Genomic DNA, 23,094 nt, shown 5'->3' with positions numbered 1-23,094 from the left:
ATCATTTCACCTCCTGATAGGCTTCGGACCCAAACCAACTAGTTGTCTAATCGTAATACCTTTGACGTTATAAATCCTATTGTACACAAAAGTTAATAAGGTTTGTATTACCATGTTCAGTGAATAATAAATGAATACTCCAACCGGTAACCCTATTAAAATGAAAGGAAATACAGCGGACATAATTACAGAGGTCCATGCGTTCCTGGCATCTTGTGACATTAAAAGAGCATTTATTAAAGAAGCAATTATCGCAATTAATAGTAAGAAAAAATTAGCTTGAAAACCACCTTGAGAAAGATCTGTCCACAAGAGGAATCTGGGGTTGTATGCGTAACTGCCTTCAAAATAATAGATTACTTGCCACAGTATGATCATAATGGGCAAAGGAATCAAAGAAGTCAAACAACCCCCGGCAGGGTTCACACCTTTTTCCTTGTACAATTTCAGAGTTTCTTCTTGTTGTTTTTGAGGGTTCTTATATTTTTTCCTTATTTTGTCAAGCTCGGGTTGTAACTGCTTCATTTCGATCATGGATTTCTTTTGTCTCCCATATACAGGGAATAATATTGCATTTACTATCAAGGTAAAGAGTATTATAGCCCAACCGAAATTACCTGTTACTTTAAATAGCCACCAAAAAAAGGCTACGAACCAATAAAAGATATTAGAAAAAGGCCCAAATTTACCTAAATCCTGCATTAAATCGATTATAGTAGAGTAAGTATTTCCTTCTTCTATGCCGTCAAACGTTTCTTTTATAAAAATTTTTTTGGTTGGACCTAAGTATGAGATTACTTTTTGATCCGAATAATTTAATGGGAATAAGTATTGGTTTTGAGAGGATTCGATCTCTCCCGGGGTATAGATGGCTAGTGCGGAATCTAAGTTTTCACCTGTTAAAACGGATTTATCAATGTATGAAACAAAGACATTGTCGGTGTATCTTATTCCAGAAGAAAAGGATATGCTAGGTAAAACAACGTATCCATTCAAATTTTTAAATTGAACATCAAAATGATAGTTTGGATCGTTGTAAAACTTATAAATCTTCTGTCCTCCGTTGGGGAAAAAGTAGTTTAATTCGATAAAACTTTGATCTTCCGCCAATCTTATATTATAGGTACTTGGTAAAATTTCTGTCATATTTTGAGTATCTAAAATATCGTAACTATCTCCTGTGTACTCATAAACTAATTCATATTTTTTAGCTCTGCTATCGTAAAGTTCGAAATTTAGAATATGCCCACTTTGGTCTAATTTAAGTCTATATAATTTCATTTCAATGTTAATTTCTTTATTCAGTGAACTCTCTGATACGATTATCTCAGGTATTGCAAAGGTCATAACGTTCAAAAATAATAGTAACATTAAAAAAAATAATCCTTTTTTCAAGTCATACACTCCTTCTGTGTTGTTTATTTTTTACTTGCTTGTGAACAAAAAAATAAAATTTTTCGGGGACAGGGTCATAGCCCCCTTTGTGTAATGGGTTACATCTGATAAAACGCCTAAATCCCAAATACAAACCTTTAAATACCCCGAACTTTTCTACCGCTTCGTAGGTATAAGAAGAACAGGTCGGTTGGTATATACATTTGGGAGGGGTTGCGGGGGATATATGTTTTCTATAAAAATCTATCATCTTGAGAATAAGCTTTTTCATTCTTTAATTTTCCTCACCAAATTTAAAATTTGACCTTTCATTTGGAAATAATCTATTCTTTTAAAATTTTGCGATAATTCTTTTCTTGGAATGAATAGGAAATCGTATCCTATTGGGAAAAAAGTTTTATTGGTTCTATATATTTCCCTTATCAATCTTTTAATTGAGTTTCTTGCGACCGAGTTGCCAAATTTCTTATTTACAATTATACCGATTCTGTTGTAATCCATAGTATTTCGAACGTATATAATAACAAAATTATTGTCAATTAAACGCCCGCCCTTTTCAAAAACGTTTTTGAAATTCCTTTTTAATCGTAAACGTTCTTTTTTCTTGAAAGTTTGTTTTTCCATTATACTGTTAAACGTGCTCTGCCTTTTGCTCTTCTTCTTCTTAAAACATTTCTTCCACTTGATGTTCTTTTTCTAGCTAAAAAGCCGTGAGTTCTTTTTCTCTTTATTCTAGATGGTTGATATGTTCTTTTCACTTCTTCACCTCCAAATCTTATTAAATTAAATGATTGGCTAAAGAAAAGATCGTTTTTCTTTGATAGAAAAATTGAACAACCTATTTAAAAGATAGATATAACAAATATAAACTCAATATTTGGATTTAAAACTATCGAATATATTATAATGATTTAATGTTTTAATGTCAAGAAAGAGAAGTAACAATTTTTATGGACAAATTTTTCTTAACAAAATTCTAAGCAAAACTAATACTAAATTAATTTAACAATGATAAAATTAAAGTAATCTGATAGGAATTTTGGAAGTTCATGGGGTGAACAGAGATGAATGTAGATTATGAATGTATTAATTGCCTTTTAAATCATTCTTCTGAGTTAATGACTAAAATTAATGTTAGTTCTTCGGAGTCATCTGATAATATTTTTGATAATTACAAAAGGGTCATTCTAAAAACATTAGGTGATGTCTCTCCTTCCAATACATCTTATAATTTAGTAAAAACATTTTATGATTCTTTTTATGATGCTTTTGGTGAAAATGATTACTTTCATACAGAAAAAGCTGACTTAAATCAACTTTTTTTAGAGGTCTACGATGATCTGTTGGATTTTTGTTTTTCTAGCAAAGATCCTCTTTATAGTGCATTTAAATTATCACTGATGGGTGAGCTTTTTTGCCACAATTCGGGTAATTCCTTTGGTGAGTTAGAGATAGAAATCCAAAATTTTTTTAATACAAAGACAGTAGCAATAAACGATTTAGAAAAATTCAAAAAAGAATTGGAAAATGCCCATTTTTTGCTTTTTATTCATAATTATGCTGGGGAAATAGTTTTTGATAAGTTGTTTATAAGGGTATTGAAAGAATTAAACCCCAACCTGATCGTTCATTCTGCTTTGAAATCTCGCCCAGTTTACAAATGTGCAACTAAAAAAGATGCTGATCAAATTTTTTTAAAGGAGGTTTCTATTCCTTTTGACAGTGGGTCTAAATATTTAGGCACCGATTTAAGCTTCGTTAGTCAATCTTTCAAAAACATTTACGATGAATCGGATATTGTAATAGCTAAAGGGCAATCTAACTATGAAAGTTTGGTTGAGCAAAATCGCAAAAAATCAATTTATTATTCTTTCGTTGTTAAGTGTGCAAAAATTGCTAATCATCTTGATGTGAACAAAGAAGATTTAATATTTAAACGGAGCTGAGTTATTGGTCTCAATTAATGTGTGACTGAAACCAACTCAAAAGGAGGGGAACAAAATGAAAAGAGTCTTAGGTGTTTTAGTAGTTATGATTTTGGCTTTATCGGTATTTGCTGGGCCTAACCATTTGGTAATTTTTCACATGAACGATACCCATGGACATGTGTGGGGAACGGATGATGGTGGAGGATTTGCCAGGGCAGCTACCCTGATAAACCAAGCAAGAGAAGAAGTGGCTAAAGAAGGCGGAGAAGTACTTTTTCTACATGCTGGAGATGTAAACACAGGGATTCCGGAATCTGATCAGTTGGATGCAGTTCCCGACTTTTTGGTGTTACATTACATGGGTTTGGATGCTATGGTTTTGGGCAATCATGAATTTGACAAACCTTTTGAAGTCCTTGAGAAACAGTATAAAGTTGCGCAATTTCCATTCTTAGGAGCAAATTTTGTCAGTGAAAAACGTGGAGGACCGGTTTTTGAACCGTATGTCATAAAAGATTACGGGGAATTCTCTGTTGGAATAATTGGTCTTGTTACAGAACAAACGAATGTCTTAGAACCAATTTATTTAGGTGAGAATACAATTATTGATGCAGAAGAGACTTTAATGAAATATCTTCCAATTGTCCAAGAAAAAGCTGATATTGTTATAGTTCTCGGACACTTAGGTTATCATGCAGATGGGAAAAGACCTAACTTGTCTGTTGAGTTCACTACTTCGGATGAGTTGGCTGAAAATGTATCGGGAATTGATATTATAATAGACGGACATTCTCACACCTTGTTAGAAACACCTGCAGTAATTAATAATGTTATAGTAGCACAAACTGGAGGCAACGCAGAGAATATTGGAAGGATAGATTTATGGATTGATGGTGGTAGGATAGTAGATTGGAGTGGAGAAGTAATTCCACTCACAGCTGATACCCCTGAAGATCCTTTCATAAAAATGTTTGCAGATGCTTTTTATCAACTTGGATCGGAAGCTTTGAATGAGGTTGTTGGAGTAACAAAAGTATTTCTCGATGGAGAACGTGCGCATGTTAGAAGTGATGAAACGAATTTAAGTAACCTTATAACAGATGGCATGATTTGGAAAACCGGTGCGGATGTTGCTTTAATGAACGGTGGTGGAATAAGAGCCTCAATTGAGACAGGAGAGATAACCTACAGAGACATTTTGACTGTTTTACCTTTTGGAAATACATTGTACGTTTTAGAAGTGACTGGGAAAGATATAATGGATGTTTTGAATTATGCTGCTACAATTCCTGATGGCCAGGGAGCTAAGTTACATGTTGCAGGGCTAACGGCAGAAATAAAAGGTGGAAAAGCTACAAACGTAAAAATAAACGGTAAACCTATAGATTTGAATAAAACCTATAAAGTTGTCACCAACAACTATGTAGCTGCAGGCGGAGACGGTTACACTATGCTTGAAGGTAAACCTGGTTACGATACATACTTTAGAGATGCGGATGCTTTACGTGAATACATTGCTCACTTGGGAACTATAGAAGTTTACACTTCTGAGGAGAGATTGATAGAATTAGATCAAGTTAAGTAAACAAACAAAAAGGGGTGTAAGAAAAAAACTGCACCCCTTTTAAATTCTTTCAAAGTATTTATCTATGGTTTTAAATGTGATTTGGAGCATTATTGGCCTACCATGTGGACAGGTTAATAATTTTTTTTCAAAAATGTTGTTTAAAAGTGTCTCCATTCCTGTAGGGTTATCCTTAGTTTTTACAGCCGCTCTACACGCCATAGTAGCTAAGCTTTTATCAAGTATGTTTGATTGTTGATCAAAATTTGATATTCTTAGTTCATCGGCTATCTCAAATATCAATCTTTCAGCGTCGTCAATCTTCAAAAGGGAAGGGAGGCCCTTCAAAATAATTTCTTTATCTTCTTCTTCCAATTTTATACCCAATTTTTCTAGGTGATCTTTGTTATCTAAAATTATCCCTCTTCTTACTTCGTCTAAAGATATCTTAAGCGGAGTAAGTAGAAGGTCAGAAGTAAGTCCGCCATTTTCGTATAGGTTTTCCTTTAAAATTTCGTATATATAACGTTCATGTGCGGCATGAAAATCTACTAAGAGTAATTTGTCTTCCCCTTCAACGACTAGATACCTTTCAGCAACTATGCCCAAAATTCTTAATTTTTCAACAGAATCAATTTTCTTAACAGGGGTAAACGCCTGATTCTTTTGATATTCAAAACCTTTAAAATCAAAGGTTTTTGATGGTTCATAAAGTTTATAATTATTATCAAAATGGGTATTAGGTTCTTGGAGATCTTCTATTTCAGAGCTATTGAAAAATTCGTCCATATTTTGAAGATAATCTGATTTTGTCTTGTTTTTTAAAAATTCGACTTTTTGTGAATTCTCCTTCTTGTTGTATAAATTTTGAACAGAAAATGAAGAAGTTCTGTTATTTACATCGAGGGTATCGTTACTACTTATGAATTCCATCGTGTAGTGAGTGTTTTCTTTAAGTGCCTCTCTTACAACTTTTTTAAGTAAAGAGGCTACCCTTTGTTCGTCGGTAAATTTTACTTCCAATTTTTGAGGATGGACATTTACATCTACCATATCCGGTGATATTTCTATGAATATTATTCCATAAGGATGAACCGATTTTTCTAGCATCTCTCCATAACCTTTTTCTAAAACGGAGTAGAGTGAAGCTGCCTTAATGTATCTGTTGTTTACAAAAAAGTGTTGGGCGGTTCTGTTATTTCTTCCAACTTTTGGTTGTGAAATAATTCCAGATATTTTGCACAATGAATCATTGTGTTCGATTTCTATGATATCATCTCTTTTTAACTCAGGATATATCTTTAAACATTTTGTAATTAGATCCATATCTGAAGAAAATTTGTAGATTTCTTTATTGTCTCTAATATATGTTAAGTTAATGTTGTTGGTGAAAGCAAACTTTTCTATAACCTCTGTCACGTATCTTCCTTCTGCAGAATCACTTTTAAGAAATTTTCGGCGTGCAGGGATGTTGAAAAAAAGATCCATAATCTCTATTTTGGTTCCATCTGATGAATTAACTCTCTTTTTTTCTATTATTTTTCCGGCTAATATATCTAACATTGTTCCAACTTCTTTTTCAGGTGGTTTAGAGGTTATTTTCATTCTAGAAACTCTTGAAATGGAAGAGAGTGCCTCACCTCTAAAACCAAATGTTTTTAGTTGATAAAGATCTTCTATTGAAGAAATTTTGCTTGTGGCATGAGGAAGTATAGATAATTCTAATTCCTCTTCTGTCATTCCAATGCCGTTATCATCAACTCTGATTAACGATTTCCCGCCATCAAGTATTTCAACGGTGATATTATCTGCTTGGGCATCTAAAGAATTTTCTACCAATTCTTTAACTACTGAGCTTGGCCCAGATACAACCTCTCCTGCCGCTATTTTCATTACCACTTCAGGATTAAGTACTTTTATTCTCATAAAAAAACACCTCTTCAAAGTATAACAGTTCATTTATTATTATATCATCTTTAAAAACTCAACCTCAAAAAATAGTGAATTTTTGTTATAATAATACATGTATGAATTTTATAAGGGGGAAATGCAATTGAATATAGGAATGTTTTCCGATACTTATTTACCACAGAAAAATGGAGTTGCTACAGCTATAAAACTCTATAAGGATGAAATGGAAAACCGAGGGCACAATGTATATCTATTTGTTCCAAAATATAAATTTGATTATAAAAGAAACGATGATAAAATCTTTGAATTTCCTGCTGTTAAGTTTTTCTTTGAGAAAGAGCAGAGGATTGCACTACCTTTTTCTCCAGAAATTTTTAAAATTAAAGAGTTAAGCTTAGACATAATACATTCTCATGATCCTTTTTCTATGGGGATTCTTGCAAGAATTGTTTCACGCATGTTAAAGTTAAAACACGTAGCGACTCACCATACCATGTATGACTACTATTTGCACTATCTACCACCCATAGTTAGACCACATCCTGAATTTGTTCAAAAGCTTATAAAAAATTGGTGTTTAAAAACGGATAAAATAATTGCTCCTACCGACAATATAAAGGAGAGGCTCGTTGAATATGGTGTACCTTCCGAACATATTGTGACCATTCCAACTGGGATAGACCTAGCTTCTTTTGATAAACCTATTAACTGGGATTTGAGAAAAGAATACCCACAAATAGAAGAAGGTGACAGAATTCTTCTATTTGTAGGTAGGTTGGGGAAAGAAAAGAACATAAGTTTTCTTTTGAAGGCGTTTAAAAAAGTACTTTTTGAGGAAACAAAGTTAAAATTTGTTATTGTTGGTGGAGGACCTGAAAAAGAAGCATTAGAAGAGTTAGCTAAGGAGCTAAACATAGCTGATAATGTTATTTTTACAGGTTCACAACCAAGAGAAAAGGTAATAGATGCCTACAAACAAGCTTATTTATTTATTTTTGCTTCGTACACTGAAACACAGGGATTAGTTATTCTAGAATCGATGGCTGCGGGTACGCCGGTAGTCGCTTTGGGTAAATTAGGTGTTTATGATATACTTTCTCAAGAAGATGCAGGTGGAATTATGATCAAAGATTTAAATGAAGATGATTTTTCTCATGAAGTACTGAAACTATTGAGAGATTCATCATCATACGAAGGATTAAAAGAAAAAGCTAAAATTTTTGTGAAAAATAATTATTCTATTGAAAAGTGTGTAGATATGATTTTGGAATTGTATAAAAGGGAGATAGTAAGTGTATGAAAGAATTCGAGGAAATTATGAATCTCCGACTTGCGGATCTTCGTGAAATACCAATCGAGAACTTTTCCTACATTGGAGATGCCGTGATAGGTTTGATCTACAAGGTTAAATTGTTGGAGGATGGAAGGATAAAGACAAGAGATCTTTATGAAAAGACAAAAGATTTCTTAAGTGCAAAAGCTCATTCTAAGTTTGTTGATATGGTGTATGACTATTTAACTCCGACAGAAATGCAGTATTACAAACGTGCGGAAAATTCAAATGGTGCTAAGAAAAGAGGCAATGACAACGATTATAGGAAATCTACGGGATTTGAAGCAGTTATTGGATACCTTTTTTTGACTAAAAGTTACTCAAGAATCAATGAATTATTAGGAGTGATCGATAATTGTATCTATACGGAAAAAACATATTAAAAGAGATCATAGAGACACGTTATCCTGTAAAACATATTTTTTTCAGTAGTTCCAAAACGGAAAGAGGGTCTTTAAAAAAAATTGTAGAAGATGTTGCAAATTTGGGATATTCATATAGCTTTTCTTCCAACGAAGTATTGGAAAAGATGGCTTTAACAAACAAGCATCAGGGTATTATCATTGATATTGGAAATGATTTTAAATATGAAAATTTGGATATTATAGAAGGGAAGGAAAACCTATTTCTAGTGATCTTAGATCAAATACAAGATCCGCATAATTTTGGTGCTATTGTAAGAACTTCGGTAGCTGCGGGGGTTGACGCCATTATAATACCAACAGATAACGCCGTTGAAGTTACCCCTGTTGTTATAAAAGTTTCTTCTGGTCAAATATTTAAGATACCAATAATTAAAGCAACCAATCTTTCCAATACAATAGAAACATTAAAGAAGGAAAATGTTTGGGTTTATGGAGCAGATGTTGAGGGCAAACCTTATTATGAAATCGATTGGCAAGGAAATATATGTCTGGTTTTTGGAAATGAAGGAAACGGCATTCGAAAAAACGTTAAAAACCATTGTGATCAATTAATAAGCATACCTATGCTTAACAACGTTGAGTCTTTAAATGTATCTGTTAGTGCTGGAATTATACTTTTTGAAGCCAAGAAACAAAGAATTTTTAATAAACCATTATAAATTTCAAAATTTTATGGAGGTGTATGTTGTGAGTAATACAACAAAAAAAGTTGTTTCTGTTATGGTGTTCGCCATTTTGGTTGTGGTTATATCTTTTTCCCAAACGGGTACATATCTAAAAATTGGTTATGTAAATTTTGAAAAGACAGTAGAAAGTTATTATAAATGGAAAGATTTGGAAGCCAGGTACCAAATCGATCTAAATTATTATCAAGGCAAAATTAACGAAATGGAGCAACAATTCAAGGATTTACAGAGTTCAGGAGCATCACAGGAAGTACTGCAACAAAATCTTCAACAATTACAAACTCGTGTAAATCAATATCAACAGGAATTGCAAAATGAGTATCAGCAGAAAATGGCAAATATTGCTTCGGAAGTAACAGTGAAGATAGCTCAGTATGCAAAGGAAAATGGGTACGATTTGATTTTAAATGAACTTGGTGTAGTTTATTACGATCCAGAATTAGATTTGACCGATAAAATTATTCAATATTTGAATGAAAATAAAAATTAAATAATATGGAAAAGGTTATTGTTGATTGTATAAACATTAATAAAAAATATGGAAAAAAGGTTGTGTTGGATAATGTTCAATTTCGATCAAAATCCGGTTTAATTACGGGATTACTTGGGCCAAATGGTGCAGGGAAAACAACCCTTTTTAAAATAATTTTGGGTCTAGTCGTTCCCAATTCGGGGAATGTTCTTCTTGATAGCAAAAATATAACCCATCTACCTATACACAAAAGGGCTTTAAATGGATTGGCTTATCTGCCTCAAGAACCATCTGTTTTCAGAAACTTATCTGTTAAAGATAATCTTAAAATGATTGCCGATCTTCTTAAGATTGAAGATGCAGATCAAAAAATTAAGGTTATAATGGAAGAGTTTGGATTAGATAATTTAATGCATCAAAAGTCTTATTCTTTATCAGGTGGAGAAAAGAGAAAATTAGAATTTGCTAGAACCTTGATAACGGATCCAAAAGTAATCCTTTTAGACAAGCCTTTTGTTGGTATTGACCCCATAACCGTTAAAGATATACAAGAGATAATTAGAAAACTTGCGAAAACCGGGATTTCGATAATTGTTACGGATCACAGTGTTGATGAAATTGCTCAGGTAGTTGACGAACTTTATGTGTTACACAAAGGTGAGGTAATAGCCAACGGTATTCCACAAGAGGTTTTAAATGATACGAAAGTCAAAGAAAATTATTTGGGTTGGTGATCGATTTGAACATCGGGGTTATTGGATATTCAGGTAACATCTTTAAAGAACCAGTAAAATCTTTAAATTCACTATGTAATGATGTCGGTAGAATTATAGCAGAGAATAATTGGGTTTTAGTGAACGGTGGACGTGATGGAATAATGCAATTAGTTTCAAAGGCTGTAAAAAATAGGGGAGGATATGTTATCGGTTTTTTACCTTGGCAAGTGGAAGGGAACGATTATCTGGATTTTTCTATAAAAACTGGGCTTGATCTTAATATGCGATCTTTTGTTTTATTAAAAAATGTAGATGTGGTCGTAAGTATAGGAGGAGAAATCGGCACAGCTATAGAAATTTTGGGGGCTTATTTCTATAAAAAACCGATATTGTTAATGAAAAATTCAGGGGGATGGACAGATAGAATAACCGAAGTTTTGATAGAAGGTAAGTTTCTTGATAACAGAAAATTAGTAGAGTTAAAACAAGTACCATCTATAGATGAATTGGAAAGAGTTTTGAAAAGTATCGAAGAGGTGAAAAATAAATGATCAGAGTAAGATTTGCTCCAAGTCCCACGGGTCATTTACATGTTGGGGGGTTGAGAACAGCCTTGTTTAATTGGTACTTTGCCAAGAAAAATAATGGGAAGTTTATTCTAAGAATTGAGGATACCGATGTTGAACGTTCAAAAAAAGAGTACGAAGATGCGATTTTAGAAGAAATGAAATGGATTGGTTTGGATTACGATGAAGGCGTGGATAAATCAGGGGAATATGGACCATATAGGCAAAGTGAAAGGTTAAACATATATAAACGTTATATAGAACAACTGCTAAATGAAGAAAAAGCTTATTTTTTTGTTAGTAAAAGTGATGAAGTAATTTTTGAAGGTAATAACCTCCCTGACAAGTACAAAAACAACAACGAGTATTCAGTGGTTGTAAAGTTTAAGGTTGATAAAGATAAAAAAATATCCTTTTTGGACGAAATTAGAGGAACTATACAATTCGATACCACCCATATAAAGGATTTTGTTATTCTAAGATCAAACGGAATTCCGGTTTACAATTTCACGGTTGTGATAGATGATCATCTAATGAAAATAAGTCATGTTATAAGGGGAGAAGACCACATCTCTAATACGCCCAAACAAATTTTAATATATAACGCTTTATCTTTCGAACTTCCGAAATTTGCCCATTTGCCTTTGATTTTAGGTGAAGACAAGTCTCCTTTGTCGAAAAGACACGGAGAGGTTTCTATTACTTATTTCAGAAAAGAAGGATATCTTCCGAAAGCGATATTGAATTACTTAAGTTTGTTAGGTTGGAATGCCAACGAACAGATATTTGATTATACAGAAAAATATCAGGAATTTGATTTGAAAAAAGTTTCAAGAAATCCTTCCATTTTTGATTACACTAAACTTCTGTGGACAAATGAAATGCACTTGAGAAATGATACAATAGAAGAAATACACAAAAGTTTTAATGAATGGGTTAACTATACACACGTAAAGATATACAAAGAAGATTCTTTTGTGAAAAAAATTATAGAAGCATCCAGGGCTAAGGTTCAAACATTAAAACAACTTTATGAATTTTCCAAAAATTTTTTTGTTGAAGAATTCGAATACGAAGAAGAATTTATCGAAAAATACATGAAAAAATCTTGGTTCAAAGAAGTACTCAAGGTAACGATAAGAAAATTCTCTGAGATTGATGAGTACAATCTTGTAAATGTAGAAAGTACTTTAAAAGGGATAGCTGCTCTAAATATCACTAGTAGAAAAAATGTTTTTCAAGCAATAAGGGGCTCTCTTTTAGGAAGGTTAGTAACTCCCGGTTTGTACGAATCTATAATTATTTTAGGGAAAAATGAAAGCATTAAAAGGTTAAAAAGAGCTTTGGAATTCTCAAGTACTTTGGATATTAATACAAGAAGGTGAGTTCTCAGTGTATCCTTACTTGAAAGGGAAAAACATTTTACTTGGTGTAACAAGTGGAATCGCCATCTATAAAGCGGTCGATCTAATTTCTAAGATGAGACAAATTGGATGTAACCCTAAAGTTATCATGACAAAAAATGCCCAAAAATGGATATCCGATCAGATTTTTTCCGCAGTAGGTAACTGTGAGGTTTACTACGAAACTTTCGATGTTAAAAACGGTTGGATTCCCCACACAGAGCTTTCTAGATGGGCTGAACTGTTTATCGTTGCCCCTGCGACCGCAAATATAATAGCCAAAATATCATATGGAATTGCCGATGATCTACTTTCTTGTACCGCTTTAGCTTATTCGAAAACTCCTAAAATAATTGTTCCTACAATGAACGTTAGGATGTATGAAAATCCCGTTAATAAAAGGAATTTAGAAATATTGAAACAAAATGGTTGGTCTATAATAGAACCTGAAGAAGGTTACTTAGCAGACGGAGAAATTGGTAAAGGAAGGTATCCGAATAATAGTGAGATATTAGAATATAGTGAATACCTACTTTCCAAAAAGGATTTCATGAATAAGAAAGTTTTAGTAACAGCCGGACCCACGATTGAAAAAATTGATCCTGTAAGGTTTTTGTCAAACAGGTCCAGTGGAAGAATGGGTTACGAATTAGCCATAGAATTTGCAAACAGAGGAGCTGACGTTACGTTAATATCTGGACCCACCAACTTAGAACCACCGACAACTATAAACAAAATCGTAAGGATAGAAAGTGCAGAAGAATTAAGACAAAAGGTATTAGAACATTTTGAAGATAGTGATATAATAATTATGACAGCGGCAGTAAGTGATTTAAGAATAAAAAACTATTCAGAGCAAAAATTAAAAAAAGATAAAATAGTTAATCTAGAAATGGAAAAAAATCCTGATATAATAAAAGAGTTAGGAAAAAGAAAGAGAGATGGTCAAATACTTGTTGGATTCGCTGCAGAAACGGAGAATTTAAAAGAGAATGCCATGAAAAAATTAAAAGAAAAAAATATGGACATGATAATTTTAAACGACGTTTCAAGAAAAGATGTAGGGTTCGAAAAAGAGGAAAATGAGGTAACTATTTTTACCAGTAAGGAGGAACATCGACTTGAGAAAAATCACAAAAGGATTATCGCTGGTAATATTTGCGACGTTATTTTCAGTACTTTTTTCTGAAAATTATTTTCATTTATATACCGTTGAATATGACCAAACTCAAAACATTGTGAAAATGAATTTAGAAAGTTATATAAATACTACGCAAAAACCAAATGTATATATATATGATGGGGGAGATAGAAAAAAGTTAACTTTGTATGAAAAAGAAAACGGCTATTTCACTTTCTACGTTAATTTAAACGCTTTTAAAGGTGATTATTATTCATTCTTAGTATCCTCTATAGATAAAGAAGGGGAATATGTTTCACAGTTTTTTGCAAGTTTTTTAGAAAAAGGTTTATTCGCTCCAAATATTGAAGTTGAAATAACAACCTCTGTTGTAGAAAATGGGTATCAATATTATTTGAATTATTATCCAGAAGAAGATTTGGAATTGGTGAAAGTACAGTTAGAAAATACTGTTTTTGAAGATCCGGATGAGTTCTTAAGATTGTTGGGTAACTTTGAAGATGGGTTCCATGATGCTATTTTTGCTTTTAGAAATAGATATGGAATACTTTTTGAGCGAAAAGTTACCTTTTTGAAATTGGCACAAGTTGTTGCTACCGAGAATGTTTTAAAACCAAAGCAAAGATATGAAGTAAATGGGTACCATATCGTACAAAAAGGTGAGAGTTTATACAAAATTGCTGAGAAATACAATATTCTTCCTGGGGATTTAGTTAACATGAATGATCTAAAGGATCCTTCTTTAATATATCCAGGGCAAGCTTTAGAGATAGGAAAAGTTAAATACGAAGAAAGTCCTTTACGCTTAGAAATAAACCTTTCGCAGAATAAGATGTACTTATATTTTCATGATCAGTTGTTGAAAACTTATATCGTTGCCGTTGGTATGAGTGATTACACACCGCCGGGATACTATCGTATTTCATACAAAGAGAAAGACCCTGCGTTGTATTGGTATGATGAATATATACCTCCAGGGTCCCTAATGAATGGAATGGGAACTAGATGGTTACAACTCTCAAACCCTCAATACGGGATTCATGGTACAACAAAGCCATGGGAAATAGGTAAAAGGATATCTCATGGATGTATAAGGATGTTCAACTTTGATGTTGAAGTGATAGACTTTTTGGCATCTCTAGGAACCGAGGTGTATGTATATAATGGAGAAAATAAAAAAGAATCCTAAAATAAATAGGATTCTTAGGGCTGGGGTGGCTGGTGGGATTTGAACCCACGACATCCTGAGTCACAGTCAGGCGTTCTTCCACTGAACTACAGCCACCAACAGTGTGGTGCGCCTGGGGGGATTCGAACCCTCAACCCTTGGATTAGAAATCCAATGCTCTATCCATTGAGCTACAGGCGCTGGAGCGGCCGACGGGAGTCGAACCCGCAACCCTTGGCTTGGAAGGCCAATACTCTACCAATTGAGCTACGGCCGCATTAAATTGTTAATGGTCGGAGCGACTGGACTTGAACCAGCGACCTCCGGTGCCCAAGACCGGCGCGCTCCCAACTGCGCTACGCTCCGCTGCCTTACTTTTCAAAATATATAATATCACAAGGAATCTATTTTGTCAATATTTAATTTCATTTTAATTCTTCTAAAAATCAAATCTCTACTGTTCAATTTTTTTATGATAAAATTATATCAACTGGATAAATATTAAAATTAAAGTTACTAAAAACTTTAAAAATAAAAAACCTGAACCTAAAAGGGGAATGGGACGTTTTTAAACGTTGCAGCAATTAGGATGGGAGGTGTTTTATGAAAGTAAAGGAATCGGATAAAAAACTGTTAAATACTTTTAAGGCAGATGAACCTACAATTCAGGAATTGAGAAATATCGCAAAAAATTTAGGAGTTAAATTAAAACGAAATATGAATAAAAAAGAGATTTTAAAAGTGGTTAGAAAAGAGATTAAAAGGTTAGAAGAATCTTTAGATAACAAAATTGAAGAGGTTTCAGATTATACAAAATCACCAAAAAGTCCACAAAAACTTCCAAAATCGAATGAATCAAAAGAACTTCCTCAAAATTATGAAAGGGAAAAACTAAAGATAATGCCAGTCAATCCCAACTGGGTATATGTTTACTGGAACATTTCTGAAAAAAGCAGAAAAAAACTAAAAAAATTATCAAAAAACTCTAATATTACTATAAGGGTTATAAAAAAATCAGCAGAGAAAGAAGAGACAGAAAAAGAAGTTATTGAAACAGATTTAAAATTAGACCAAAACGGCAATACTTATTTCCATCTCCCACAAGATAATTCCGCCTATGTTGCTTTCTTTGGAGTAAAAGATAAAAAGGGTGAGTTTACTCCTTTAATACAATCCATCGAAATTACAACACCTTCTTCATCCATTAAAAGTTCAGATAAAGAAGAATGGATTTTTATAGAAGATGGAAAAATTATCAAAGAAGATAAAAAAGAAGAACCTGGCTTTTGGAAAATTGAAAAGCATCCGGGCAGTAGTGAAACAATGTTTACAAACAAAAGAAAATTCAACGATACCAATTTTGGAAGTGATTGATTATTAGGAGTAAAAAAGGAAAAATTTTATTCGTATTGCATGCTCATCTGCCTTATGTTCACCATCCGGACTATGAAAATTTTATGGAAGAAAGATGGCTTTTTGAGGCGCTAACTGAGACATATATTCCTTTAATAAAAATTTTCAAATCTTTAGAAAAGGATAAGATACCATTTAAACTTACAATAAGTTTCTCTCCAACGTTGATGGAGATGCTCAATCTAAATGATTTAAGAGAAAAATATCACAAATATTTGTTAAATTTGATAGAATTAACCGAAAAAGAGATAATTAGGACAAAAGCTGAAGATCATAAGACGTATCATCTAGCCGAACATTATAGACAAGAGCTAATAGAAGATTTAGATATTTTTTATGAAGAATATAATCAAAATATATTAAAAGCTTTCAAGGAATTTAAAGATAAAGGTTACATTGAAGTGATAACATCTAATGGCACTCATGGGTATCTACCTTTTTATCGGGATTATCCAGAGGCTATTAGGGCTCAAATAAAATCTGCCGTGTTAACTTTTAAAAAATATTTTGGTGAGTATCCTATAGGAATGTGGCTGGCAGAATGTGCTTATTTTAAAGGGCTTGACAAATATTTATCAGACGAAGATATACGATACTTTTTCTTGGATACACATGGTTTTACTTACGCGGACAGTAAGCCAAGGTATGGTGTGTATAGACCCATAATCACTCCGAATAATGTTTTTGTGTTTGCCAGAGATCCTGAATCGAGTGAGCAGATATGGAGTTCCGAAGTTGGTTATCCGGGTGATTCAAGATATCGTGAATTTTACAGAGACATAGGTTATGACAGAGAAGATGACTACATTAAGCCACACATAGATCCAAGTGGAACAAGGTGTAATACCGGAATAAAATATTATCGTATCACCGATAAATCATTATCTTTAGACAAAAAAGAAATATACGATCTTAGAGAAGCAAGAAACGCTGTAAAAGAACACGTCAAAGATTTTTTATGTAAGAAGACTTCGCAAATTAGGAAGTTATCGGCAATTTTAGATGAAGAAGAAACAATAATTGTAGCTCCCTTTGATGCAGAACTTTTTGGTCATTGGTGGTATGAAGGTCCCAAGTTTTTGGAAGAGCTTTTTAGACAATCTTACGGAAGCAAATATTTAGATTTTTCTGTACCTTCTGAGATTCTACAAACAGTTAAAAAAGTTCAAATAACTTATCCTGGCGAAACTTCGTGGGGTGCCGGTGGTTACCATGATGTTTGGCTTAATGAGAAAAACGATTGGATTTATAAGCATATTCATGAGATAACTGAAAGAATGAAAGAAAAAGCCAATATTTTTAAGTGTCCCTCAAGTTTACAAAAAAGGGTTTTGAATCAGATGATGAGAGAGGTTCTTCTTGCACAGGCTAGTGATTGGCCTTTTATAATGACTACCGGAACCACAGTAGAATATGCAAAAAATCGAGTTAAATGCCATATTAATAGATTTTTAGATCTTGACAAGATGTTAGAAAAGCGACAAGTTAATGAAGAAAGTCTCTCATTTTATGAATGGATAGATGATATCTTTAAAAATATTGATTACACAATATTTTCGAGTGTGCAGAACAAACTAATTTATTTAAAATTATTACATGAAGGGAGGATAAGAACCTTGCCAGAAAAATACTTTGAGATAAGATGGCATGCAAGAGCAGGACAAGGAGCAAAAAGTGCTTCTCAATTTTTAACGGAAGCCGCAGAAGAAGCTGGGAAGTATTCTAGTTCATTTCCAGAATATGGAGCAGAAAGATCCGGCGCTCCGATGAAAGCTTTTAACAGGATTGCGGATGTCCCTATAAGGATTAAAAGTAACATAGAGACCCCCGATGTGGTGGTTGTCATAGATGACACACTTTTAAAAAATCCTGAAGTAACATCTGGATTAGCTGAGGATAAATTGTTGTTGGTCAACACATCTAGAAGCATTGAAGAAGTAAGAAAATTATCAGGGTATAAAGGAAGAATTGGTGTAATACCTGCTACGGAGATAGCATTGGAAGAAATAAAAAGAGGCATACCTAACACCGTGATGATAGGAGCTTTAATAAGAGCTACCGATATAGTACCTTTAGATGCCGTTAAAGAAAAAATCAAGGCTGCTTTCTCCAAAAAGTTCTCTGATGAAGTAGTAAGAGCCAATATTAGAGCACTGGAGAGAGGGTACCAGGAGGTGAAACTTAGTGAGTGATATGAAAGGATGGAAAGATATCCCTATTGGTGGTGTAATTGATAAACCTGCTACGGCAAGAGAATACAAAACAGGTGAATGGAGAATTCAAAGGCCGATAATAAATAGAGAAAAATGTACTAACTGTATGCAATGCTGGCTTTATTGTCCGGATATGGCTATAGGTGGTAGGCTTGATGGCAAAAAGATGAAATTAGGAGAAGTGAATTTAGACTATTGTAAGGGCTGCGGTGTATGTGCAGCTGTATGTCCAGTTAACGCCATAGAAATGAAACCTGAATCAGAATTTATTTAGAGAAAATGTGAAGGAGGTTAAAATATATGCCCGTAAAACTAACAGTTACTGGAGCTGCTGCTGTTGCACATGCTATGAGGCAAATCAATCCAGATGTAGTTGCAGCTTATCCAATAACTCCTCAAACACCAATTGTTGAATATTATGCTGGATTCGTATCCGACGGTATCGTAGATACGGTACTGATTCCTGTGGAATCCGAACACTCAGCGATGAGTGCAGTAGTAGGTTCGGCAGCATCTGGGGCTAGAACTATGACAGCCACTGCTGCAAATGGGTTGGCATTGATGCTAGAAATAGTTTATATAGCTGCTTCTTACAGGCTCCCTATAATAATGCCTGTAGTCAATAGGGCATTATCAGGGCCCATTAATATTCACTGTGATCATTCCGATGCAATGATGGCAAGAGATTCTGGATGGATTCAATTCTTCACTGAAAACCATCAAGAAGCCTATGATTTTACAATAATGGCAACTAAATTGGCTGAAAAAGAGAATGTATTGTTGCCTGTTATGGTGAATTTAGATGGTTTCATTACCTCTCATGGAGTGGAAAGCTTCGAGATGTTAGATGATGGAGTGGTAAGGGAGTTTGTTGGAAGTTGGAACCCGAAATACTCTCTTTTAGATACTAAAAATCCTGTTACCTTTGGTCCATTGGACCTTTTTGATTATTACTTCGAACATCATCGTCAACAAGAGGAAGCTATGACAAATGCTTACAAAGAGCTTCCCAGAGTATTTGAGGAATTTGAAAAGATATCTGGAAGAAAATACGATTTTCTGGATTTGTACAAAGTAGATGATGCTGATTATATAATGGTTGTTATGAATTCTACTGCATCTACAGCAAAGTATGTTGTAGACCAGCTTAGAGAAGAAGGACATAAGGTTGGATTGGTGAAGCCTCAGGTCTTTACTCCTTTCCCTAAGAAGGAGTTTCAGCAAGTTTTAAATGGAAGAAAGGGTGTAGTTGTTTTAGATAGAGCAATGTCTTTTGGGAAAGAAGCCCCCTTGTATTCCTTAGTAAAATCTTCTTTGTATGAGGTTGCTTCTCGACCCTCTTTAGGTTCTTATGTTTATGGTTTAGGAGGAAGAGACACAACCCCTGAAATGATAAGAGAAGCATTTGAAGATGTTCTTCAAGGTAATCTTATAGCTGATGAACAAAGATACCTGGGTTTAAGAGAATAATCGGAGGTGAATAATTGTGCCTAATATTAGAGATATAGTAGGATACGTTGAAACACATGATTGGGGTTTTACACAAGGCCATAGATTGTGTCCGGGTTGTAATGCTCCGATGGTTGCAAATTGGGCTACTTTGGCTGCAAAAAGTATGGGTTATGAACCTGTAGTGGCAGCTGCCACAGGTTGTCTAGAAGTTTCTTCTACGATATACCCATTTACTTCTTGGAATGTACCTTATATACACAATGCCTTTGAAAATGTTGCTGCAACAATATCTGGGGCAGAAGCCGCTTACAGATCTCTTTTAAACAGAGGGAAAATAGACAACGATAAGATAAAATTTATCGCATTTGCTGGTGATGGTGGCACTTACGATATAGGCTTACAAGCATTATCTGGAGCAATAGAAAGAGGGCACGATTTTGTTTACATTTTGTATGATAACGAAGGATACATGAACACAGGTAACCAAAGATCTGGATCTACCCCTCCAGGTGCCGATTCAACCACTGCTCCAGTCGGTAAATCTATACCAGGGAAGTTACAGTTGAAAAAGAGTATAGTTGATATAGTAGCCGGTCATGAAGGTGTTTATGCTGCAACGGCTGCAACGGCTGAACCTTGGGATTTCATGAGAAAAATGCAAACAGCGTTGGAGTTCAAAGGGCCTTCCTTCATTGCTATGCTGGCACCATGTGTAAGATTTTGGAGAATTCCTGACGATTCAGGTCCAGAAGTAACAAAGTTAGCTATTGAAACTAAATATTGGCCATTATGGGAATACAATATGGGTGTTTACAAAGTTACCAAGAAGCCTAAAACATTCAAACCAATAAAAGATTACGTAGCAAAATTAGGTAGATACAGCAAACTTATGAAAAGGCAAGATGCTAACGAAATACTGGAAGAACTACAAAATTATGTTGATGCTAAATGGGATAGATTGTTGGCTTTGGAGGAAATTTCTAAAGATAAACCTATTAGAACAAAAATATAGAGGCTTTAAAGGGGATATTAATTTATCCCCTTTTTTAAATAATAAAAGATTAAACATTGAGCAAATCCAAAAAATGTGGTAAAATTAGAATCAAAGTCATTTCATTTTTAAAGATAGTAAAATTTTAAGCAATTAGGAGGCATTAGTGGATGAATAATTGGTTTAAAAAGCATGAAAGACTGATCACTATAATAGTTATAGCAGGTTTTTTAGCAGGTATAGTTTGGTGGTCTGTGGCAACTTATGTATCATCTCGGACCCCTGTGACTACTTCACAAAATGGAAACACCCTGAGGAAAGAAGACTCTGTTTTAGTTATCACTAAAGAAGGCATAGAATTGGATTATCCTTATTGGATTATGAAGAGTGAAGTAGATAACATAACTCAGCAGCAAGCGCAGATCTATCAACAGTATTACGGTCAACAGTTGGATCCGGTTTTTGATTATTTATCACTTGATAATCAGGTGGTAGATCTACTCTTTGACGAAAAAATTGTTAGATATTACGCCGAACAAAACAATCTTTTCCCCTCTAACGATGAAGTGAATAATCAGATAAATACACAGGTTGATCAATATATATCTCAGTACAAATCTGATGAATCAAATTGGAATAATATGCTTCAGTACTACGGTAGTGAACAAAATATTCGAAACATCTTAATTTCGGGTTTACAACAAACAGTGGAGACAGATTTAATAAATAATGCGGTTAAAGATGCAGTTGCTTCGGTTCCCAGAGAAGATGCTTTAGCTTATATCGAACAAAACTTTGAAAGTATAAAGAATGATTATGAAGAAGTTAGAGTACAGCATATACTTTTTTCAGATGAGGCAACCGCCAATAGCATCAAGGAAAAGATTGAAACAGGTGAGATAACCTTTGAAGATGCCGCTTCTTTGTATTCAAAGGATACTTCTAATGCTACTAATTCTGGAGAGATTGGATGGATAAAACACGGGCAGTATGAAAAAAGTTTTGAAGATGCAGCTTTTAATGGACAAGTTGGTGAAATTATTGGACCTGTACAAACGTCTGAGGGTTTCCATTTAATAAGAGTACTTGATAGGAAAATATTTGAAAAACCCGAAGATATATTTTTGTATGATGATGTATATGCTGAAGTAGAAAGCACAGTTCAAGGTCAAAAGTATGATAATTGGTTGTCTGATTATAAAGAAAGTGAAAACTTTGGAAGGAATTATTACGATACAAAATTGATGTATATGTACGAGTTAACGAAAGCGGGTACAGATGTAGAAAGATTAGAAGAATTAGCGAAAGAACTAGAAAGTATTGTATTCGAAGGTGATGAAATTTCAATGGAAGTTGATTCTGATTATTTGGCTATATATACAATGGTTGTAAGTCAGTTAATGGGTTTATACAGTGATCAAACTACTTCCATAAATCAATATCTTAGCTTATCTGAATTTGTGGATCCAGCTATTGTTTCACTAGGTTTGGATGCTATAAATAACAAACTCGAAGAATTGAACGCTCAATCAACTACGGATGAAAGTACTTCTTTATCGAGTGAAATATCGAAATATCAAGATGCTAAAAGTTATTTAAGTTCCAAAGAATCCCTTGAGGCTTTGGGAGTACGTACTACAGAAGATGCAAGTGTTATTAGATCAGAATTACAAACTAAATCACAAGATTACACTGAAAAGTTAAAAAAGGTATTAGCCGATCTTTACGCACAGTATCCTACTTCTAAAACAATAGTTCAAATTTATTATCAGTTGAACCCTCAAGATCCCAAAGTAAAGGTTAGCTATTCGAAGTTACAGTTAGATCAGTTGAAACAATATTCCTATTATTTAGGATCTCAATATTTATTTACTCTATTCCAACAACAAATCACTGAGATTTTGGTAAATGTTCAAACAGTTGTTGATTCTACGCAAGCAGCAACCGATACTAAATTAGAAGCACTCGATGTTGGATTAGATTTAAGTGATTTGTTAGGGCTAAAGGAAATTAAATTGTCTTATTTGGAAATAATAAAAGAGATCGATCCCAACTATTACACCAATATTGATAGTATGATAGAAAGTTTGCAAAAAGAAATACAAGAAGCGAATAATGCTTCTACAGAAACATCTCAAATCGCAACTCAGTCGAATATTCAATAATCGGAATGAAAAAAAGGGAGGTATAACCTCCCTCGTATAATATGTATGGATATGAAACTCAAAAAATGGTACTAAAAATTTGTTTTTTGCTCTTTTTTATTATTTCTTTTGTAAAGAGATGCCCTAATGCTAAAATAGTATCAGGATGATTA

General features: G+C 33.7%; 22 protein-coding genes, 4 tRNA genes and 1 pseudogene. 18 read left to right on the top strand and 9 right to left on the bottom strand.

Annotation, left to right across the window (positions count from 1 at the left end):
* Window positions 1-6 precede the first annotated feature (6 nt).
* Genes yidC through rpmH form a run of 4 tightly spaced genes read right to left on the bottom strand, consistent with a single transcriptional unit; the run spans window position 7 to window position 2,153 of the window.
* A complete protein-coding gene (yidC, locus tag AD60_RS03255) occupies window positions 7-1,395 on the bottom strand; it encodes a membrane protein insertase YidC (RefSeq protein ID WP_103927314.1) in 1,389 nt (462 codons plus the stop codon).
* 1 nt (window position 1,396) lies between these two features.
* Complete coding sequence (gene yidD, locus AD60_RS03250) at window positions 1,397-1,666, bottom strand: membrane protein insertion efficiency factor YidD (protein ID WP_103927313.1); 270 nt, start codon at window positions 1,664-1,666, stop codon at window positions 1,397-1,399.
* Window positions 1,663-2,019, bottom strand: coding sequence for a ribonuclease P protein component (gene rnpA / locus AD60_RS03245; protein WP_103927312.1), 357 nt, complete (start codon window positions 2,017-2,019; stop codon window positions 1,663-1,665). The genes yidD and rnpA overlap by 4 nt, the downstream gene beginning before the upstream one ends.
* Entirely contained in the window at window positions 2,019-2,153 is a 135-nt protein-coding gene (gene rpmH, locus AD60_RS03240; protein WP_103066975.1) for a 50S ribosomal protein L34, read from the bottom strand. The genes rnpA and rpmH overlap by 1 nt, the downstream gene beginning before the upstream one ends.
* Window positions 2,154-2,459: 306 nt before the next feature.
* Here rpmH and AD60_RS03235 point away from each other — a divergent pair, with 306 nt between their 5' ends.
* Together AD60_RS03235 and AD60_RS03230 are read left to right on the top strand one after the other, a co-directional pair.
* Window positions 2,460-3,341 (top strand): DUF89 domain-containing protein, encoded by an 882-nt coding sequence (locus AD60_RS03235; protein WP_103927311.1) that lies wholly within the window; start codon window positions 2,460-2,462, stop codon window positions 3,339-3,341.
* Window positions 3,342-3,396: 55 nt separating this feature from the next.
* Window positions 3,397-4,908: a 5'-nucleotidase C-terminal domain-containing protein gene (locus AD60_RS03230; protein ID WP_103927310.1), complete on the top strand. Its 1,512-nt coding sequence runs from the start codon at window positions 3,397-3,399 to the stop codon at window positions 4,906-4,908.
* 39 nt (window positions 4,909-4,947) lie between these two features.
* Here the strand turns inward: AD60_RS03230 and mutL are convergent, their stop codons facing one another.
* Entirely contained in the window at window positions 4,948-6,813 is a 1,866-nt protein-coding gene (gene mutL, locus AD60_RS03225) for a DNA mismatch repair endonuclease MutL (protein WP_158248359.1), read from the bottom strand.
* A 127-nt stretch (window positions 6,814-6,940) separates the two neighbouring features.
* Between mutL and AD60_RS03220 the strand changes: the two genes are divergently transcribed.
* From AD60_RS03220 to AD60_RS03180, 9 genes are read left to right on the top strand one after another with little or no spacing between them, the layout of a single operon-like run.
* A complete protein-coding gene (locus AD60_RS03220) occupies window positions 6,941-8,098 on the top strand; it encodes a glycosyltransferase (RefSeq protein ID WP_103066979.1) in 1,158 nt (385 codons plus the stop codon).
* A complete protein-coding gene (locus AD60_RS03215) occupies window positions 8,095-8,514 on the top strand; it encodes a Mini-ribonuclease 3 (protein ID WP_103066980.1) in 420 nt (139 codons plus the stop codon). The genes AD60_RS03220 and AD60_RS03215 overlap by 4 nt, the downstream gene beginning before the upstream one ends.
* A complete protein-coding gene (gene rlmB, locus AD60_RS03210; RefSeq protein WP_103066981.1) occupies window positions 8,487-9,215 on the top strand; it encodes a 23S rRNA (guanosine(2251)-2'-O)-methyltransferase RlmB in 729 nt (242 codons plus the stop codon). The genes AD60_RS03215 and rlmB overlap by 28 nt, the downstream gene beginning before the upstream one ends.
* A gap of 28 nt (window positions 9,216-9,243) precedes the next feature.
* Window positions 9,244-9,732, top strand: a complete 489-nt coding sequence (locus AD60_RS03205; RefSeq protein WP_103067036.1) for an OmpH family outer membrane protein — start codon at window positions 9,244-9,246, stop codon at window positions 9,730-9,732.
* A gap of 5 nt (window positions 9,733-9,737) precedes the next feature.
* On the top strand, window positions 9,738-10,448 hold the full coding sequence (gene lptB / locus AD60_RS03200) for an LPS export ABC transporter ATP-binding protein (RefSeq protein ID WP_103927309.1): 711 nt from the start codon (window positions 9,738-9,740) through the stop codon (window positions 10,446-10,448).
* Window positions 10,449-10,453: 5 nt separating this feature from the next.
* Window positions 10,454-10,981 carry a TIGR00725 family protein gene (locus AD60_RS03195; RefSeq protein WP_103927308.1) on the top strand — a complete coding sequence of 176 codons (528 nt, stop codon included), beginning with the start codon at window positions 10,454-10,456 and terminating at the stop codon, window positions 10,979-10,981.
* The gene (gene gltX / locus AD60_RS03190) at window positions 10,978-12,381 is read left to right on the top strand and encodes a glutamate--tRNA ligase (protein ID WP_103876824.1); all 1,404 of its coding nucleotides are present in this window, start codon (window positions 10,978-10,980) and stop codon (window positions 12,379-12,381) included. Before AD60_RS03195 ends, gltX begins: the two co-directional genes overlap by 4 nt.
* A 7-nt stretch (window positions 12,382-12,388) precedes the next feature.
* The gene (coaBC, locus tag AD60_RS03185; RefSeq protein ID WP_103876825.1) at window positions 12,389-13,588 is read left to right on the top strand and encodes a bifunctional phosphopantothenoylcysteine decarboxylase/phosphopantothenate--cysteine ligase CoaBC; all 1,200 of its coding nucleotides are present in this window, start codon (window positions 12,389-12,391) and stop codon (window positions 13,586-13,588) included.
* Complete coding sequence (locus AD60_RS03180; protein ID WP_103876826.1) at window positions 13,521-14,729, top strand: L,D-transpeptidase family protein; 1,209 nt, start codon at window positions 13,521-13,523, stop codon at window positions 14,727-14,729. Before coaBC ends, AD60_RS03180 begins: the two co-directional genes overlap by 68 nt.
* A gap of 21 nt (window positions 14,730-14,750) precedes the next feature.
* Here the strand turns inward: AD60_RS03180 and AD60_RS03175 are convergent.
* From AD60_RS03175 to AD60_RS03160, 4 genes are all read right to left on the bottom strand, one after another.
* Window positions 14,751-14,825 (bottom strand) — tRNA-His (locus tag AD60_RS03175).
* A gap of 8 nt (window positions 14,826-14,833) precedes the next feature.
* Window positions 14,834-14,909 (bottom strand) — tRNA-Arg (locus tag AD60_RS03170).
* Window positions 14,910-14,985 (bottom strand) — tRNA-Gly (locus tag AD60_RS03165).
* 13 nt (window positions 14,986-14,998) lie between these two features.
* Window positions 14,999-15,074: transfer RNA gene (locus AD60_RS03160), tRNA-Pro, on the bottom strand.
* A gap of 237 nt (window positions 15,075-15,311) precedes the next feature.
* Here AD60_RS03160 and AD60_RS03155 point away from each other — a divergent pair.
* The 7 genes and pseudogenes from AD60_RS03155 (at window position 15,312) to AD60_RS03130 (ending at window position 22,942) form a co-directional block, all read left to right on the top strand.
* Window positions 15,312-16,082 carry a DUF4912 domain-containing protein gene (locus tag AD60_RS03155; RefSeq protein ID WP_103876827.1) on the top strand — a complete coding sequence of 257 codons (771 nt, stop codon included), beginning with the start codon at window positions 15,312-15,314 and terminating at the stop codon, window positions 16,080-16,082.
* A 2-nt stretch (window positions 16,083-16,084) separates the two neighbouring features.
* Window positions 16,085-17,680 (top strand): annotated as a pseudogene (locus tag AD60_RS03150) (glycoside hydrolase family 57 protein); the annotation flags it as partial.
* Window positions 17,681-17,683: 3 nt separating this feature from the next.
* Complete coding sequence (locus AD60_RS10685; protein WP_370445629.1) at window positions 17,684-18,313, top strand: 2-oxoacid:acceptor oxidoreductase family protein; 630 nt, start codon at window positions 17,684-17,686, stop codon at window positions 18,311-18,313.
* 1 nt (window position 18,314) lies between these two features.
* Complete coding sequence (locus tag AD60_RS03145; RefSeq protein WP_103876831.1) at window positions 18,315-18,608, top strand: 4Fe-4S binding protein; 294 nt, start codon at window positions 18,315-18,317, stop codon at window positions 18,606-18,608.
* 26 nt (window positions 18,609-18,634) lie between these two features.
* Entirely contained in the window at window positions 18,635-19,804 is a 1,170-nt protein-coding gene (gene porA / locus AD60_RS03140) for a pyruvate ferredoxin oxidoreductase (RefSeq protein WP_103876828.1), read from the top strand.
* Window positions 19,805-19,817: 13 nt separating this feature from the next.
* On the top strand, window positions 19,818-20,798 hold the full coding sequence (locus AD60_RS03135) for a thiamine pyrophosphate-dependent enzyme (RefSeq protein ID WP_166667785.1): 981 nt from the start codon (window positions 19,818-19,820) through the stop codon (window positions 20,796-20,798).
* A 149-nt stretch (window positions 20,799-20,947) separates the two neighbouring features.
* Window positions 20,948-22,942, top strand: coding sequence for a peptidylprolyl isomerase (locus tag AD60_RS03130; protein WP_103876830.1), 1,995 nt, complete (start codon window positions 20,948-20,950; stop codon window positions 22,940-22,942).
* The last annotated feature ends 152 nt before the right edge of the window (window positions 22,943-23,094 follow it).

Source organism: Petrotoga sp. SL27, assembly GCF_002924605.1.
Taxonomy (GTDB): Bacteria; Thermotogota; Thermotogae; order Petrotogales; family Petrotogaceae; genus Petrotoga; species Petrotoga sibirica.
The sequence above is the reverse complement of the archived record's forward strand: the minus strand, read 5'-3'. Positions and strand labels throughout refer to the sequence as shown.